Origin of the sequence: Phocaeicola sp. RTP21198st1_B8_RTP21198_201120 (assembly GCF_040929485.1) — a bacterium.
Taxonomy (GTDB): Bacteria; Bacteroidota; Bacteroidia; order Bacteroidales; family Bacteroidaceae; genus Phocaeicola; species Phocaeicola dorei.
Genome location: NZ_JBCOCI010000015.1, coordinates 44641 through 62709, shown reverse-complemented (window position 1 = coordinate 62709; position 18069 = coordinate 44641). Strand labels below are relative to the sequence as shown.

At 41.2% G+C, this 18069-nt stretch carries 8 protein-coding genes; all 8 read right to left on the bottom strand.

Annotated features, from left to right (window positions below; all coding sequences use genetic code 11):
* Positions 1–50: 50 nt before the first annotated feature.
* A complete protein-coding gene (locus AB5935_RS08870) occupies positions 51–827 on the bottom strand; it encodes an acid phosphatase (protein WP_007848617.1) in 777 nt (258 codons plus the stop codon).
* A gap of 328 nt (positions 828–1155) precedes the next feature.
* Positions 1156–3552, bottom strand: a complete 2397-nt coding sequence (locus AB5935_RS08865; RefSeq protein WP_038611621.1) for a hypothetical protein — start codon at positions 3550–3552, stop codon at positions 1156–1158.
* A 249-nt stretch (positions 3553–3801) separates the two neighbouring features.
* The gene (locus tag AB5935_RS08860; RefSeq protein ID WP_368327396.1) at positions 3802–5661 is read right to left on the bottom strand and encodes an alpha-L-fucosidase; all 1860 of its coding nucleotides are present in this window, start codon (positions 5659–5661) and stop codon (positions 3802–3804) included.
* A 17-nt stretch (positions 5662–5678) separates the two neighbouring features.
* Complete coding sequence (locus AB5935_RS08855) at positions 5679–8738, bottom strand: glycoside hydrolase family 2 TIM barrel-domain containing protein (protein ID WP_038611628.1); 3060 nt, start codon at positions 8736–8738, stop codon at positions 5679–5681.
* Positions 8739–8746: 8 nt separating this feature from the next.
* Positions 8747–11062: a glycoside hydrolase family 20 protein gene (locus tag AB5935_RS08850; protein ID WP_008655975.1), complete on the bottom strand. Its 2316-nt coding sequence runs from the start codon at positions 11060–11062 to the stop codon at positions 8747–8749.
* Between the two features lie 17 nt (positions 11063–11079).
* A complete protein-coding gene (locus AB5935_RS08845; protein WP_038612634.1) occupies positions 11080–12663 on the bottom strand; it encodes a sulfatase in 1584 nt (527 codons plus the stop codon).
* A gap of 207 nt (positions 12664–12870) precedes the next feature.
* Positions 12871–14706, bottom strand: a complete 1836-nt coding sequence (locus AB5935_RS08840; RefSeq protein WP_038611631.1) for a RagB/SusD family nutrient uptake outer membrane protein — start codon at positions 14704–14706, stop codon at positions 12871–12873.
* A gap of 28 nt (positions 14707–14734) precedes the next feature.
* Positions 14735–17956, bottom strand: coding sequence for a SusC/RagA family TonB-linked outer membrane protein (locus tag AB5935_RS08835; protein WP_368327395.1), 3222 nt, complete (start codon positions 17954–17956; stop codon positions 14735–14737).
* Positions 17957–18069 lie beyond the last annotated feature (113 nt).

The window sequence follows — 18069 nt, the reverse complement described above, 5'->3', positions numbered from 1 at the left end:
AGAAAAACATTACATTAAATAGTTACGGCTTATGGTTAAGTTATAGGGGATTATTTTTTGGAAGCAGACTGAACGAGTCCTGCTTTTTGCAGCTTGGAAAACTCATCTTTCGCCTTATTAAGCTGTTTCACAAAAGCATCGTTGGCATGGAGACGGGCAACAACAGCACTAGCCACAATTCGGGCAGCATCCACATCACTTTGGAAATGATACCCACAAATAACACGACTCTGTCCCATTTCAAATCCTCTTTTCAGAATCTCATTCTGCCTGTCAGGATTGACTTCTGCCAAAACAAGGGCAGTAGCCCATCCTATGGCTGTATGTCCCGAAGGATAGGAACCATTCGTTGAAAGTTCTTCCTGCTGTTCGGGATTACAAGTCATTTCATTGAAAAAACTAAAAGGACGTACACGCATATAATACTCTTTAGCATGACGGGTAGCCAAATCTCCGGCATCCTCTCTCATATTAATAATGAGCCTATACAGTTCTGGTGTTTTATCCCTCGTTATTTCAATACCAAAAGCCTCCGAAAAGGCAAAGGGAACGCCATCACCATTTACACGGGCATCACTGGCAGCTTGTTCACCCCGAGGAGTATCCCTTTGCAATTTCCCCCAGTCGTAACGGGCTTTGTCATACAAGAACAAAATACTTCCGGCTTCAGGAGGAGGAGGCAGCAACTCCAGACTATTGGCAACCTCAGATTCTTCCAAATAATAAAGTTCGGGATTGGTTCTTCTATCCTTTATTTTTTTCTCTTGTGCAAAGATGTTTAATGAAACGGCACAAAACACTAGAAGTAAGGCAAACTTTGTTTTCATGATAAAAGTTTAGTTTAAACGGTTAATTAATAAAATTCAATTGGTTTTTCGAAAAACATTTTAATCATCTACGGAACATACGACAGACAATCAGAGTGTCCGCATCTGACGGAAACAAAAGTAGTGTTTGAAATTATCCCGAAAATACCTTTTTAATCCCGTTTCTTCCTTTTATATGACCAAAACATCCTAGAAGAGAAAAGGAGAGAAAAAGGAGAGCCGGAAGTGTTTCAGCACTTCCGGCAAAAAAGCCATTCCTTATAATAAAACAGATACACGAAACCGGCTCTACGAAATACAGTAAATTGAGATAACTCTAAAGATGAACTTATTTTCTTCTTGAACTGATACGGTCATAAAGCAGATTGATGACTTTACAATCAAACTCCCCCTCAGGATAAAGTTGTTCTATTTCTTTCCTTACATTATACTTATGTCTTGTTACCGTTGCCTGATCTACATCCAGCACTCTTGAAATAATAGTAGCATCAATATCTTCTATCATCAGAAGTATCGTTATAAAATATCTTTCTTTTCCCCTTCGTTTCATAAAGGATAATTTACCCAATTCAGGATATTTGTCAGCAAAATCCAAACACACCTGTTTCAGTTCCTGACGCATCTTATCCTCTCCCTCTGTTTTTCTGTATCCCAAGGCATCAAACAGGGTCTTGACTTTTTTGGCAACCTCATGAACATCCATTTCCAGTTCCTCCCCATTCATCCCGACATCATCCGGATTTATCCTTTTTTTATCCATCAGTGCTTTCCGAGTTTCTCTTTTCCGTCTTTTCAAAAGGAAAAGAGCAAGAAAAGCCGATAGCAGCACTGCTATTGACAGGATGATATACAGCGCATAGGACATCTCTTCTTTTTCTATCAAGATAGGAAGCAAGCCTGATTTACCATCAAAAAGGAATAATCCTGACTTACATCCCAAAACCGCTTTCCGTCCATTGACGGCAATACAAGGCTTGCTAAAAGCCAAATCGCAGAATAATGGTTCTGGAACACCGACATCATCCAATCCCTTAAAACTCATGCCATAATAATAGAGTATGAAAAAGCCCTCATTAGGATTCTTTTCAAGAGCTCCCGATATTGATTTCACATGTTTCACTGGCAGCAAGGTCGCATTTTCCTCATTAACGATTCCCAACGAGGTATTCAAGTATTTATTTCTACCATTCACTATCACACCATAAACACTCTCATACCCTGATAAATCACGTATCTGCCAGAAAGATTCCTGCGGCCTGTTTAAAGGCCTTCCATACAATCCTTTGTTCAAGGTCGTTACATAAATACTGTCCTCATTCTCACAAATTCCGGTAATATAAGCGTCGATAGTATCTTTCTCCCCCTTATCTGACACGACCGGAATAGAAGTTACAATATGGTCCTGCTGTTCATCTATAATACCTAAATATTCCCTAGTACCCACATAAAGACAATGTTCCGCGGTGGAATAATAAAGAGAAGTGATATTATTCTGCTCTTTCGTGTTACTGAACTGCAAAAGACACTCCGCTCTATTGCTTTTAATCTTATAAAGTTTCTTACGCGTAGCAAGAAAGAAAGTATTAGGACTGGTTTCCAAAAATTTTATAATATCATTACCCACAATATCCAAACCTTCAATCTTTCCTAAAGACTTTGATTTGAATTCCGGATGATTATAGACGAACTTATACAGATGTAAACGAAGATCATCGGTAATAAAGAAAATGGAGTCTCCCGTCCTTTTATCACTAACCGCCAATACATTATTGTCTAAATCTGCCGAGTTCTGCCGCAAGGCAAAAGAAAGCATAGCCTCTTTACATGCCAGATGCAGAAAGTCTTTCCCCATAAAGCCTATCTGTCTGGCGATAGTACTGACTCCATTCGGCAAATCATATTTTAAAGTGTAACCGTCTTTAACATAAAGTATAGAATTAGCACTGATAAACCATTCATCCTTGTCGGGGCCTTGAGCATACAAGTAGCACCGTCCTTTGTGTACAAACGTCTTTTTTCCATCGGGAGCTATCTTGAAAACCGAATTTTCCAACAAAGCATATACCGTATCATTATAAACACTGACATTGGTAACCAGAGAATCTATAACAGGTCGTTTAAAATCCGTTTCAAGATTACGGACAACGAACAACCCCTGTTCACTAGCCACATATAGTCTTTTTTCCTTTATCACGACCTTGTTCACCCCACAGTTTTTACTACATTTCCCTAGTTGAATGGGAGTAAGTTCATGAGATGTGGAACCATCTTTCAAATTCAATCTAAACAGTCCATTACTAGTCCCCACATACAAACACTGTTTATCATCATCCAAAGTCATACTATATACCGAATAATTCATCCTCTTATTTTTTATGTAGTAAGTCTGGGTCTGCTGAGAGGATTTAGCCAGCAGCTTCAAACCAGCATCTCTTGTTCCCACAAACAGAGAATCTTCACTATATTCCAATATATCATATATACGCCGGTTGCTATTAATGGAATAGGTCTGGCAATTATTATTCACTTTTTCTATGATACAACCGTCTTCCTGACCAATATAAAGTTTATCCGCATCTGCTGTCGAACGGCTGATACATGATATAGGAGCGTCAAATGTATTGATATTGCAAGTGAGCTTTATAGGTTTCGGGACAAGTGCATCCTTGCAGCCTGTCAAACAGAACAAGGCTAATATAAAAAGAAAGTACAGGCTTTTTTTCATATTCAATTTTACTCATTTAAGTGATATCGATTAAACAAAGGCTTTCTACAATCAATCAAAAAGTTGAATGTCCGTTATGTTTATGCAAATATAATACGTTTTCTCAAAATCCGGAAGGTTCTTAACAGATTATTAGCTAATTCCTTCATATGCCCTCTATATACAAAAGAAGTTATGTCAAAACCCAGATGATTCTCTCACCCGGCTTAACATAACTTCTCCTGAAATAAAAAAATATATTAATCTGATTTATTTCAACAGTACTCCTATCTCACCAACAGCAGTTACTGCCTTATTATTTATTTCGGTAACAGGCTCCAATTTAAAATAACGGGCCGGATAAGTCTTTCCGAAACGTACAAAATAAGGAACAGGATTATGCATGATATTACTGAATTCACCTGTAGCGTCACACTTCATCCAATCCTTACCATTCCGGCTGACATAAAAGTTGTATTTATAGATAGTGCCAGTCAGATCCTCCTCCTGTGCAGGAGCATAACTAAAACCGGCTATTTCCACTTCTTTACCCATATCAACCACCAAGGGAGTTAAAGTTTCGGTTTTCCAAACAGTTTCCTGTTTTCCATCAATGGCTGCGGCTGCATCCATGCCCACTGTTTTCCAACCATCCACCGGGACATCACTCAAGGTTACTTTCATTGTTTTATCAACCAATGGTTCAGCATAATACAAGCCGATGTTACTGATATTGACGGTTCCACGAGCACTCGTAACTGTCACTCTAACCTTTTCGGCATAACTATCTGAGAAAGGCAACAACCGTTTATATCCCACCGTAGTTCCCTCACCCACATGATGCCATGCGCCATTGGCAAACACTTCTACTGTAAAACCTTCCACACGCTGGCCTTTTGTAATATCCTCCTGAATTAAGAAAGTATTAACAAGTGTATTCTTCCTCACCTTATATTCTTTCGTATCTCCTACTTTGGCTGTCCATATCCTATTTCCCTTCTCAACTTTATTATCGGCAAAGGTCTTTTTTATATATTCCGTCAACTCCTTGATACGTTTCACATCATTCTCGTGCATCAAACCACGTTTATCGGGTGGAATATTCAGCAACAAAACAGAGTTACAGCCCACAGAACGATAATAAATATTCACCAAGTTGGCAAGTGAACGAACTTGATTATCCCATTCGGCATGATAGAACCATCCCGGACGGATAGAAACATCAACTTCAGAAGGATACCAGAACAAATCCGATGCTTTAGATACCAATTCACGGCTTCCCAAATCCTTGGACATAGCATTTATGCCCAATCTCTTATAGACTTCATCAGAACCCGGATAAGAATTAGGCATCAAAGCCGTTGCACTCCATTCCGTAGTACGTCCCAATCCACCTTCATTACCTACCCAACGCACATCATCGCCCATGATAGCGGTAACTGCCTTAGGTTGAAGACGACGGATAGTCTTCAAAATAGCGTCCCAATCATATTCCTGCTTCTTTCCGTTAGGTCCTTCGCCATTAGCTCCATCAAACCATACCTCGTGCACTTCTCCATAATTGGTAAGCAGTTCAGTCAGCTGTTCGATGAAAAACTTATTATAAGCTTCTCCTTGTCCGTAACATTCCGCATTACGATCCCAAGGAGAAAGATAAACTCCGAATTTCAATCCATACTTGTCACAAGCTTTGCGGAGTTCCTGTACCACATCCCCTTTTCCGTTTTTCCATGGAGAAGAAGCAACCGAATGCTTGGTTGTCCGGGTAGGCCACAAACAGAAACCATCGTGATGCTTGGCAGTAATGATAGCCATTTTGAAGCCACCTTCCTTCAGAGCTCTTACCCATTGTTCACAATCCAATTCGGTAGGATTGAAAATGGCCGGATCTTCTTTACCATCTCCCCATTCACGGCCTGTAAAGGTATTAATACCAAAATGAAGGAAACAAGTGAATTCCATTTGTTGCCATGCCAACTGTTGCGGTGTAGGCACCAAGCGGGAAGCCATATCTATCTTCTGTGCCGTAGTCGCTCCTGCCGGAAAAGCTACGTGTTTCTCATAATACTCCTGTGCCTGAGTTCCCAGAAAAGCACAAAGTAAGGCTGCGGTTAGAATCGTTTTTCTCATTTTTCTTTATTACTAGGTTATTTTAATGGACAAATCATAAACTCAAACGTATGCTTCTCCACCGGAACACGATATGGCGGCAATACCCCCGGACCACAAGTCGCAGTACCTACCCCCGACTGTTCCGCATCTAAGTGAACATTTATAATCCCTGTTCTCTCAAGTTTATTAATATGAGTAGCTTTATCTACATTAGAATCCGTAAATGGAATAACACAGAACTGAAACACTTTATCCGAACGGAAAGACAAACCTTCTCCTGCCTCATCCGCCAATTCCATCCAACGCACATCCGTACGGTTTCCTGTAGCCTGGGGCTTCACATAATAATGGAACATACGTTCTGCATCTGTATGGTAAATTCCGATACATCCAGACTGATTACGGTCTATATAAGTTTCATGTTCACCACGTCCCAAATAAGAAACCTTGTTATAGGCATACGGCATTTCAAATGCCAGGCCCACTCTAGCCAATGAAGTAACAGCAGAAGTATCCGGCAAGAAAGTTGTCTTTACTTTTAATGCACCATTGCTCTGCAAGGTATATACAAAGGTAGCCATTCCCAACTTTACGCCTTTAGCATTCCATAACTCTACTTCCGCTTTACCACCAGTTTCAGATGCTTTGACAAAAGTAGCTTTTTGAATCATATTATCCAAACCTTCTTTCCTCCAAACTTTGGCTCCTCCTGTTTTTTCCCTACTGTCATTGTCCGTAACAGGACGATAAAGGCTGAGAACTACAGGAGATGAAAGCATCTCTTTACCTTTATATATATAAGAGCGTAAAGCGCCGGTTGCAGGATCAATATCTATCTTCACCTTATCAGCCAATTTGATTTCCGGCGCACGGTACCCTTTGTTGGCAGACAGTACAAACTGGTCATAGGCCACTTCGTCATGAGTTCCAATAAAGGGAGTTGCCTTATCAGGCGTCCAAGACAGATTTAAATAAGCCTCACGAATCGTAGAAGGCAACTTTACAGCACCCAAAGAGAATGTTACAGCCTCATGAGGGGCACAGTCTGCTTTTCGAGTTCCTTCTGCTATCACTTTCCCATCATCCCCCATGACCTGCCAGTGCAACGTATAGGCATTCAAATTGGTAAAGTCATACCAGTTCTTAACTTCCACTGTCAGCTTCTTAGGATCGGTCAGTGCCGATTTGATATATTGATACTCCTTCTTCACTTCAATGAGGTGCGGATGCGGTTCGCGGACTGCATTGACCAACCCGTTACAACAGAAATTGCCAAAACTGGGTACATCCTTCGGACCATAATCCCCACCATAACTCCAATACCATTTACCATCCTTATCTATCTCGCGGAAAGATTGATCCACCCAATCCCAGATACAACCTCCCTGAACAATCGGTTCGGTTTCGAATACATGCATATATTCCTTTAATCCTCCGCCACTATTACCCATAGTATGCAGATACTCTGTCATGATGAAAGGACGATAGACTTTAGGTTCTGTCTGGCGGGCATAGGCCATGAGTTCTTCCACGCTGCGATACATACGGCAATAGATATCGGTATTATAATTCTGTTCGGCCCGTTCATATTGTACAGGACGACTTTTCTCCACTGACTTCATCCAGTCATATGTACGTTCGAAGTTAATACCGTTTCCGGCTTCATTCCCCAATGACCAGATGACGATAGCCGGATGATTCTTGGAACGCTCATACATACGTTGGGTACGATCCATGTGGGCAGGCAACCAAGTGGAATCTTTGGCCAATGAAGCAGGTCCATACCCCATGCCATGCGATTCAATATTAGCTTCATCTATCATATAAAGTCCATAACGATCACAAAGCTGATACCAATAAGGATGGGTAGGATAATGCGAATTGCGGACCGTATTGATATTATGCTGTTTCATCAATTTGATATCTTTTTCCATCAGTTCCTTGCTTACAGTCCGTCCTAATTGGGAATGTTCATGACGGTTCGTTCCCTTTACCAAAACCGGCACACCATTGATGCAAAAACGTCCGTCCTTAATTTCCGAAGTGCGGAAACCTACTTCACATCCGGTAAGTTCCGTTACTTTACCTGTTACATCTTTCAATTCCAAGATCAGTGTATAAAGATTCGGATGCTCAGCACTCCAGACTTCCACATCCGACAAACTTTGTTCATCCAACTTCAAGAAATGGCTCAATCCCTTCGATTTGATAGGATATTCACCTTGCAGAACCGCCTTACCGGTTTTATCTTCCAGTCGGTAAGCAAAAGTAGTCATGGAAGTAGAAGGCCCTTCAATGGTAGCTTCCAAACCGAAAATACCTTCTTTATATTGTTGTTTGTCTAAAGAAGAGGTTACTTTATAATCGGCTATATACTGTTTAGGAGTGCTGTAAAGATACACATCACGTTCAATACCACTCAACCGCCACATATCCTGGCACTCCAAATACGATCCGGCGCTCCAACGGTAAACCTCCAATGCCACCGTATTCTCACCTTTCTTCAATTTATCAGTGATATCCCATTCGGCCGGTGTCTTTGAACCTTGATTATAGCCCAACAGATGTCCGTTCACCCAAATATAGTAAAAAGAAATCACTCCTTCACAACAGATAACCACACGGCGGTCTTCCCAATCGGCAGGAATTGTAAAGGTACGTCTGTAGGAACCGACTTCATTCTCTTTATATGGAACTAAAGGCGGATTCTTTTTAAAATGGAACAGTTTGTCATCGAACTCATAGGTTTCGTTTACATAAATAGCTGTTCCATATCCTTGACGTTCCCAATTGCCGGGAACCTGAATATCCGCCCATCCTCCTGTATAAAACTCCGGTTTATAAAAATCCTTCGGACGGTTATCGGGATTCTTTACCCAATGGAATTTCCAACTACCGTTCAGACTCATGTAATAAGGAGAAGATTCATAATCTCCGTTACGGATATCAGATACGGTTTGATAAGGCCACACATAAGTATGAGGGGCCAGTTTGTTCAGTCCGACAGCATATTGGCTCTGCCATTCGGGTTGTTGTTGCGCCATTACTGGAAATATAACCAGAGCAGCCAAAAAATATAATAATGTATTTCTCATATATCTATTTATTCTATCATTACCTCATCAAAATAAATCCTTGCCTCTTGTCCGGGGCGTACATGGGTTGCAGGACACTCTCCGGCTCCTTTAGCAATAATCCGCACATAACGGCCAATTTCCTTATTCAAATCAAGTACCACATCCTCTTTGAAAGTCCCTTCACGGAAAATCTCTCCATCCGTGAACTGTTTACCGGATACTTTACGATAATCCCGATTATCATTTGAGACCCACACTTCAATATCTGCCGGTTTATGGGCAGCCATGCCATAATTCGTTATGCATCCCACTGATACAGAACGAAGCGACTCCTTCTTTTGCAAATCTATAGTAAAAGCGACAGAATCACTGCTTTCCCATGAATGCCATTCGAAATCCGACTGGCGCAAGCTGCCACGTATACCATTTACTAAAATCTTCCCAGCCTGTGTATTTCCTAAAACAGGTTTGGCGGTAGCCTTATTCCAAACCAAAGGCAATGTCAATGTTTTTCCCATCTGCCGACCTGCTCTATAAGTCGTACACTTTATAGTTTGTGTACCGGTCACCATCAACGGGCTCTTATATAGCAGAGACCGGTCTGTCGGCTCCTTACCATCCATTGTGTAACGGATTTCCACATCAGGACGTTCACATTCCAGTTTCACCTGTAGCTTTCCATTTACAGGGGTTACCGTATGTTGTATATTATACATGGAACAGGCAAACACAATCCCTTTAGCAGACAGATGCTCGTTGAATTTATCCATTGCTACCAAAAAACTTCTCCAATTTTTATGCCAAGGCTGTGTCCAAGCCACTTCGGCTAAAGCAGCCAGACGAGGGAACAGCTGATATTCCACATCTTCCGGTTTATTGCAAAACTCAGTCCACATAGAAGCCTGTACTCCCATCAGCAAGGAACGTACCTCCGGACTCCATTCTTTCTGTATCGGTTCATACCTATATACATCCTTCAATGTATTATTCCCAAAATAGGTCAAAGGTTCAAACCATTGCGGTCCCTGATAACGAATCAAATACATGATACGTGCAGGAGTCATGACAAACCTATGCCCTTGCTCCGCTGCCTTGACGGCAGCCTGACCGTAGCCTCTCCAACCATAAATAATTGCTCCGTCGGGAATCCGGGTATTGGTCAGTTCATCCCAGCCCATGGCTTCTTTCCCTTTGCTTTGTACATATTTACTCATTCTCGCCATAAAATAACCTTGCAACGCTTCTTCGTCCTCCAAGCCTTCCTGTCGCATACGCTCCTGACAAAGCGGACACTCCTTCCAATGCGTTTTCCGAGCCTCATCCCCACCCAAATGAATATACCTGGAGGGAAACAACTCCACCACCTCGTCAATCACCCCTTGCAAGAAAGTGAACACACTATCGTTTCCTGCACAGAAGATCACATCCGCATGATTTCCTCCCAATCCTGGAAGGACACCGATAAATTTATCGACCACAGGACAAGCCAACAACGGATAAGAAGCCAACGCAGCATTACTATGAGCCGGCATTTCAATTTCAGGAATCACTTCAACCTGATGTCGGGCGGCATACGCCACTATCTCACGGATATCCTCCTGTGTGTAAAATCCTTTTTCTACAGTCGGTTCACCCTGCCGGGGATTACGACGCTCCGGAAAAGATTTTCCAGGACGATCTACACGCCGTGAACCGATTTCCGTAAGTAAAGGATATCTCTTTATTTCAATACGCCAACCATTATCATCCACCAAATGCAGATGCAGGGTATTGATTTTCAACATTCCCATACAATCGATAATACGAAGCAGATTCTCTTTCGGAATAAAAAAGCGGGCCACATCCACCATCAATCCACGATATCCGAAACGAGGTTCATCCTTGATTGTCATAGCCGGCACGCTCCAATCCGCAGTTTCCGCCACCGCTGTGCCCTCAATGGAAGCAGGCAATAACTGACGAATAGTCTGCAAGGCATAAAAGAAACCTTTTGTATCTGAAGCTTTAACTATTATCTGCCTGGGAGTTATTTCCAGATGATACGCCTCACTCTTTAATGCGTCATCGGTAAGGAAACTGATTTTTCCCTTCTTTTCTCCAACCTTCACACAAGGAGTAAATCCGGCCGCCTGGGTAAAAAGAGCAGAGAAACAGCGTGCAACCTCTGCCTGCTCCTCATTTTCTACCGTAAAGTCTGTTTTTCCGGAGAAAGTAAAATAACCTGTACCCGGAGTAATACTCTCCGGGCAGGGAACAATAGATATAGATTGGATTAGGTTGTCAACAGGTAAGGCCATAGTCGCAAATAACGACCATAGCAAAATCAAACAAGCGTATTTCATGATATATGCTATTTTTCTTATTCTTTGTCTCTATCGGGTGAAAAGCGTACCGGATCATTATACTGCTCCTGCAATCTTGCCAATTCAGTCTTCAGCTCCGTCACAACCGATTCATATTCTTTCTGACCATAAAGATTGTGCATTTCCGTAGGGTCTGCCTGTAAATCATACAATTCCCATACATCAATATCATTATAGAAATGAATTAATTTATAACGCTCTGTACGTACACCATAGTGACGTTTCACCATATGTTCTGCCGGATATTCATAAAAATGATAATACAATGATTTGCGCCAATCAGCAGGTTTTTCTCCTTTCAACAGTGGAAGCAACGAAACACCTTGGATATCTTCAGGAACAGGAGCACCTGCCAATTCCAGAAAAGTAGGTGCATAATCTATGTTTTGCACTAATTCTGTAATATCACCTTTCCGGTCGAAACCTTTGGGCAACCGCATTATAAGCGGAGTATGCATGGATTCTTCGTACATAAAGCGTTTGTCAAACCAACCATGTTCTCCCATATAGAAGCCTTGGTCTGAAGTATAAACCACCAAGGTATTGTCCAGCATATTCTTTTCTTTCAGATAATCCAGTACACGGCCTACATTATCATCCAACGATTTCACTGTTTTCATATAGTCACGCATATAGCGCTGGAACTTCCAATCGGCCAGTTCTTTACCCTGAGGATTCTTTTTATAAAAGTCATCAATAATGGGACCATAAAACTTATCCCATGCCGCACGCTGCCCCTCATCCATACGTCCGATATAATTTTCATAAAGAGCCTTCAAACGGGTTTGTTTATCGGGGCGAAGCATCTTAAGGTCATAAATCATATCCATATCCTTCACGATGCTCATTTCCTGTGCCGCTGCCGCAGGGCGTCCTTCATAATCATCAAAGAAATTATCGGGCAACGGAAAAGTTTTATCTTCATACAAAGACAAGTTACAAGTATCTGCCAGCCAGTTGCGATGAATAGCCTTGTGATGAATTAAAATACAAAAAGGTTTGTCCTTATCTCGTTTGTTCTCCATCCAGTCTATGGCATCATCAGTAATGAGATTGGTTATATACCCATGTTTTTGAATGGTGTCATTGTCTTGCGTAATAAAATCCGGATTATAATAATCACCTTGTCCGGGTACAATCTCCCAATAATTGAAACCTGTGGGCAAACTCTCTAAGTGCCATTTTCCGATAAGGGCGGTCTGGTATCCGGCCTGTTGCAGCAGCTTCGGAAAAGTCTGTTGCGAACCATCAAATATACAAGTGGTATTATCATAGAATTTATTAGCACAACTATGCTTGCCGGTAATCATGCAGGCACGGCTGGGACCACTCAATGAATTGGCCACAAAACTATTTGTAAAACGCACTCCATCATTAGCAATGCGGTCAAGGTTGGGCGTTTCCATATAACGCTTGTCATAGCAACTCATCATCTGGGCAGTATGGTCATCGGTCATTATATACACGATGTTGTAAGGTTTCTGCTCCTCAGTTTTCTTTTGTGAAGCGCATGATGACAGAGATGCCACAGCAGTAATGCCGGTCAAAGAAAAAAATAATCCTGATTGTAGGTTGTTCATATTCATAAATTTAAATAAGCAAAGAATTAACATCCGCAAAGATACAAGTTATATTATTGTTTCTTGTCTGGAAATGACTATTTTATATCTGAGAATGTCCAGAAACAGGTTACAGACAAGAAAAAAACAGATGCAAGGCGCAGGTGCGCCCTGCATCCGGAAAAATCCAATAAAGACCTATTGAATAAAGCGTTCTATCATGTTTCTTTAATTAGTATAACCATAATTATTGTCACTATAGTCAAGAGCTGAATTGGTGTCTATCTCATCTTTCGGAACCGGGAGCAATAAATTTTTCTTCAAGAAATTTTCATCATTCAAATTTCCATCATTAAAAATACGTTCTCCCCAATTGCCGTTCCGTTTAGGATTATTGGCCACTGATTCTTGAATAATTCCATGCCCATTGTTGACCTCAAAAGCCTTTTTCAGAAACTCTGTGCCGCGTAAACGCATTTTCTGATACATTTCCGGTTCACCGGCACCTTCAAAAATACGTTCAAAATAAATTTTCTCACGCACTTGTTCTTTAGACAAGCCACTCCTCCAGTCAGCCGGCTGAGACGCGTTTCCTGATTGACGCGCTCTCTTCAGCACCTCATTGGCAAATGTTATCGCCTTATCAGTCTGCCCCAATTCATTATATACATCCGCTGCCATCAGTAACATATCTGCATAACGATACAAAATTAAATTCTTATGACTGTTATTACCACTCTGCTCAGGATCCCACGGCTTCTTGAAATAGGGCCATGACTTTGTATTGGTAGATGGCTTTTTTGTCGCATTTTCCAACAAAGACAACAAGCCTTTCAAATACCCTTTTTCAGCGGGAGTCGCAGTAGCCGTATCGGCAATCATAGCATAAAGTTCTTCAGCTTTCGGACTAGCCGGATCAGCTAATTTCTCGTAAGGAATCCGTCCTACATACAACTTGGGTTTCTTCCATCCGGCAGGTTTTTCTTCTCCTCCAATGGTATATGTAAAATAAGGATATGCATATACAGTATCGCGTGCCGAAGCTATAGGCTCCTCTTTAGGTTTCTCACCTTTTCCTACTCCGGCATAAGACTTCCAATAAGTCAGGAATGTGCTTTCAATACGTGGATCACCGGGATAAGTAGCCCAAAAATAATCATACAAAGCTTTTGAAGCACGTATGCGGTCCCAAGCCTGCCCATTACAAGAGCCATTAGGAGCGACCAGCCAGCTACCCCGGTTACGGGTGGTAGAACCTGCAAGTGCAAAATTCAATTGAAAAATAGATTCCGGAGAACCTTGTACATAATCAACAAACAAATCACTGAATTTATCCGCCAGCCGGTATTTAGACATTACCTCATCAAAACACGCTTTCGCCTTCTCCCAAGCCGTATTATCACCCTGACAGCCCAAAGTATGATAAAGTTTTCCTAGATACGCTTTCGCTGCCCACTTCGTTGCAAAACCGTCATCATCTTTTTCCGGTAAATTCTCATAAGCGAACTCCCAGTCAGTACGTACCAATTCAAAGACCTCATTTTTAGGAGAACGAGGAACAGCTACTCCGTCATGAGCAGAGGGAGTGGTCTTTAAAGGTACATCTCCATAGGTAACTGCCAAATTGTAATAAGCCAATGCACGCAAAAAACGAGCAGCCGCTTCCATTGGCAATTTATCAGCCGATTCTAACGGACTATCGGCAATATTGGCAATGAATGCATTTGTTTCACCAATCACTTTATACATCCCTCTCCACGCCATTGTGTTTATAGTTTCATCAATTCCTCCGTCCATAGAGACCAATAAATCTGTAGAACTGCCATTTGTTTGTGACCATCCAAAACCACAATATCCAAATGTTACTTCCTGCCATGCCTGGCCATAAGCATTATCAGCCGACATATATCCGTAACATCCCATCAAAGCCTGTTTGGCATTTTCCACAGTACTAAACTGAGTTTTTGTATTTATCGTATATTGCGGGTCTTCATCCAGCCACGATTCGCAGGATGCCAATAACAAAGCACCTGCTAATAAAAATATATATTTTAGTTTTTTCATTTTACAAAAAAATTATCGGTTAAACTATTTAAAAGGCCACATTTAATCCAAAGACATAAGAACGTTGGCTTGGAAATGCATTCATATCAATGCCCGGGCGTAATCCATCAAAAGCAAACGAATTGATTTCCGGATCGTATCCACTGTAATTAGTGATGACAAATGCATTTTTAACCGAAGCAAATACACCTATATTCTGAAAGCCGATTTTCTTCATCCAAGATTTTGGCAATGTATAATTCAAAGTGATATCCGAACAACGCAAGTAACTTCCATCCTCAATATAACGGTCATAAACCACGTTCTTTACATTCGCCGTAGCCGACGGATAAAGATTTGAATGATTTTCTTCCGTCCAGATATTCCGGAATGCTTCTTGTGTCAAATTACCAGCTTGCCGAGAGGGAGTATAATAACGGATATTCGTATTCAATATCTGATTACCATGCACACCATTAAAAGAAGCCGAGACAGACAGGTCTTTCCAGGCAATACGAGTTTGGAAACCATAAGTAAAGTCCGGATTCGGATTGCCTAAAATGGTTTTATCCTTTTCATCCACAACACCATCCTCATTCATATCCACCGCTTTTATATTACCGGCTCCCAAGTCATTGGCCACAGAACTGGAATAATATTTGGTTGATCCGTCAGCAGCCGTATAAGCAACTTTTCCATCTACAATATCTTCCGGCTGAATAATACCTTGAGTCTTATATCCGAAGAACAATCCCGGTGCCTCACCTGCAATGAAAAGATTAGCAATACCAAAATGATCCCCTATAGAAGTTCCCTGATATCCACGCACATTTTTCAAGGTTCCAAAATCTGTCGGTGCAAAACCCAGATCACCAATTTTTGATTTATTAAAACCAATGTTTCCGCCCAAACTCCAACTCCAACCGTTCAAGTTACGGAGAATATCTCCATTCAAACTAATTTCAACACCTTTGTTTTTCAACGAACCTTGATTCAACATCACACTTGCAAAACCACTGGAAGCAGGCAATGAACGCGAAATAAGCAAATCATTAGTTTTTTTCTGATATACATCTACTGATCCTGACAGACGGCTGTTGAAAAAAGCAAAATCAAAACCCACATTCCAAGAAGATGTACGTTCCCACTTCAACCCGTCATTCTGCAAATTGCTTACCGCCATTGCCAAAATCTGATCCCCTGTGGCTTTTGCATAATCTATTATTTGTGAATAATCAGAGAAAGTAGCATAAGGATTAATGCCCTGATTGCCTGTAACACCAAAACCTAAACGTATTTTCATTTGATTCAACCAGTTAATATTCTTCATAAATTCTTCCTGCTCCATACGCCAAGCTAAAGAGAAGGAAGGAAAGTAAGACCATCGGTTACCCTTTTTGAATTTACTTGATCCGTCCGCACGTACAGATGCAGTAAGCAAATATTTATCATAAGCAGAAAGATTGATACGACCTAGATAAGACAGTAACTGATAATCCTTTTGGGTAGGTTGTTCATGAGTCTTCACAGAAGCAAGGTGTAACCCTTTTGTACGTAAGTCAAAATTAGAGAAACGAGTACCCTTCACATTCTTATTCAAGAATGTATGTCCGTCATAAGTTACACCAGCAGTAGCTCCCAGATGAATACCTTTCGCCAAGTCAATATTTAAATTCAATAAGTTTTCTATATTATAATTGGTCTTATTCAAGTTAGCCATGGCTAGCACACCTTGATCATTAGCACCGATAGTGAGCTGCATACCATACCAACGAGCACGTTCGTTTATATTCACATTTCCCCCGGCACGAAGATTATACGAAAGATATTTGCAAATATTCCATTTCAAATCCAGACTACCGCCAAAGCTTTTATCATCCGTTATATCATCATAGTCATCCCGCCAGCTATAAACAGTAGTTTTTGCATCCATGTCCGTTTGTAATGTCGGGTCGTCTGCCGGAATTTCATAAGGAGCTGTATCCAGTACTGTACGTGCCAATGAACCGGCAATACCACCTGTCGTATTACCTCCGGTCATCATATCATTTTGTTTGATAGATCCATTCAGAGCAAGTGCCATAGTAACGGACTTTGAAAGGTTAGCCGTAAGGTTTGCACGCAAATCACCTTGTTTAATACCTGTATTACTTACAATACCTTTTATATCCTTAAAGCCACCCGAAACATAATAAGTCATTGCATCCGATCCTCCGCTGACCGATGCAGAATAAACTTGAGAGAAAGCGGATGAATAGGCTTCTTTCTGCCAGTTCTTATAACTCAAGACACGATAGTATTCAGGGTTGGTAGGATCTTTCTTATATTTATCCAAGTTTTCACCATACACATAATGCATCTCGCCATTTGCTTGCGGATAGTACTTTTCCTCGCCGGAATTAGCCTTCATATTGGCATAAGCAGCGTATTGTTCCAGATTCAACATATTATGCAGGTTACGGGCGTCCGCAATAGTAAAGTTTGCAGTCACGTTTACTTTAGCCTTACCTGCCTTCCCTTTTTTAGTCGTAATGATAATAACACCATTCGCACCTCGGGAACCATAAATTGCCGTAGCCGAGGCATCTTTTAATACAGTGATATCTTCAATATCCGCAGGATTCAAAGCACTTAAAGGATCTTGCGCAATTTGGAAATCACCGCCACCCATAGCCGATTCTGCAAATTCCCCGGTGGAAGATTGCGGGACATTATCAATAACATACAGAGGCTGGTTATCTCCACGCAATGAGTTAGCGCCACGAATTGTCACAGAACTGGCAGCTCCCGGAGCAGCCATAGGTGAAGTTACATTCAGCCCCGCCACCTTACCTTGCAACAGATTATTAAAAGAAGCTGTTTTAGAAGCATCGTTAGCATCCGGACGCAAGCTGGCGGTAGCACCGGTCAAATCACTCTTTCTTGCCGTACCATAAGCCACTACCACTACTTCATCCAATGTCTGAGTATCATCTTTCAACTGAACATTCAATACTTTTTTCCCTCCTACCGGCAATTGCTGGGTCACATAGCCAATAAAAGAAAACACTAATGTAGATTTGGAGTCAGGGACATCAATAGAATAATTGCCATCAAAATCTGTAATGGTTCCCGTGGTTGTACCTTTCACTTGTACATTCACACCGGGCATCCCCTCGTTAGTACTATCAGTAACTTTACCTGTTACTTTTATCTGCTGGGCAAACATATCTGGAATTGCTGCCATACAGAAGACACACACTAGAAAAACGTTAAAGAGGTTCTTCTTCATAGAATTAAATTTAAATTAGTAATTTATGATAGTTAACATTATTTTAATTTGTGGCAAATGTAGAGGAAAACAGAGGTATAAGAGGTACAATAATCACTATTTTTAAGTCCAAA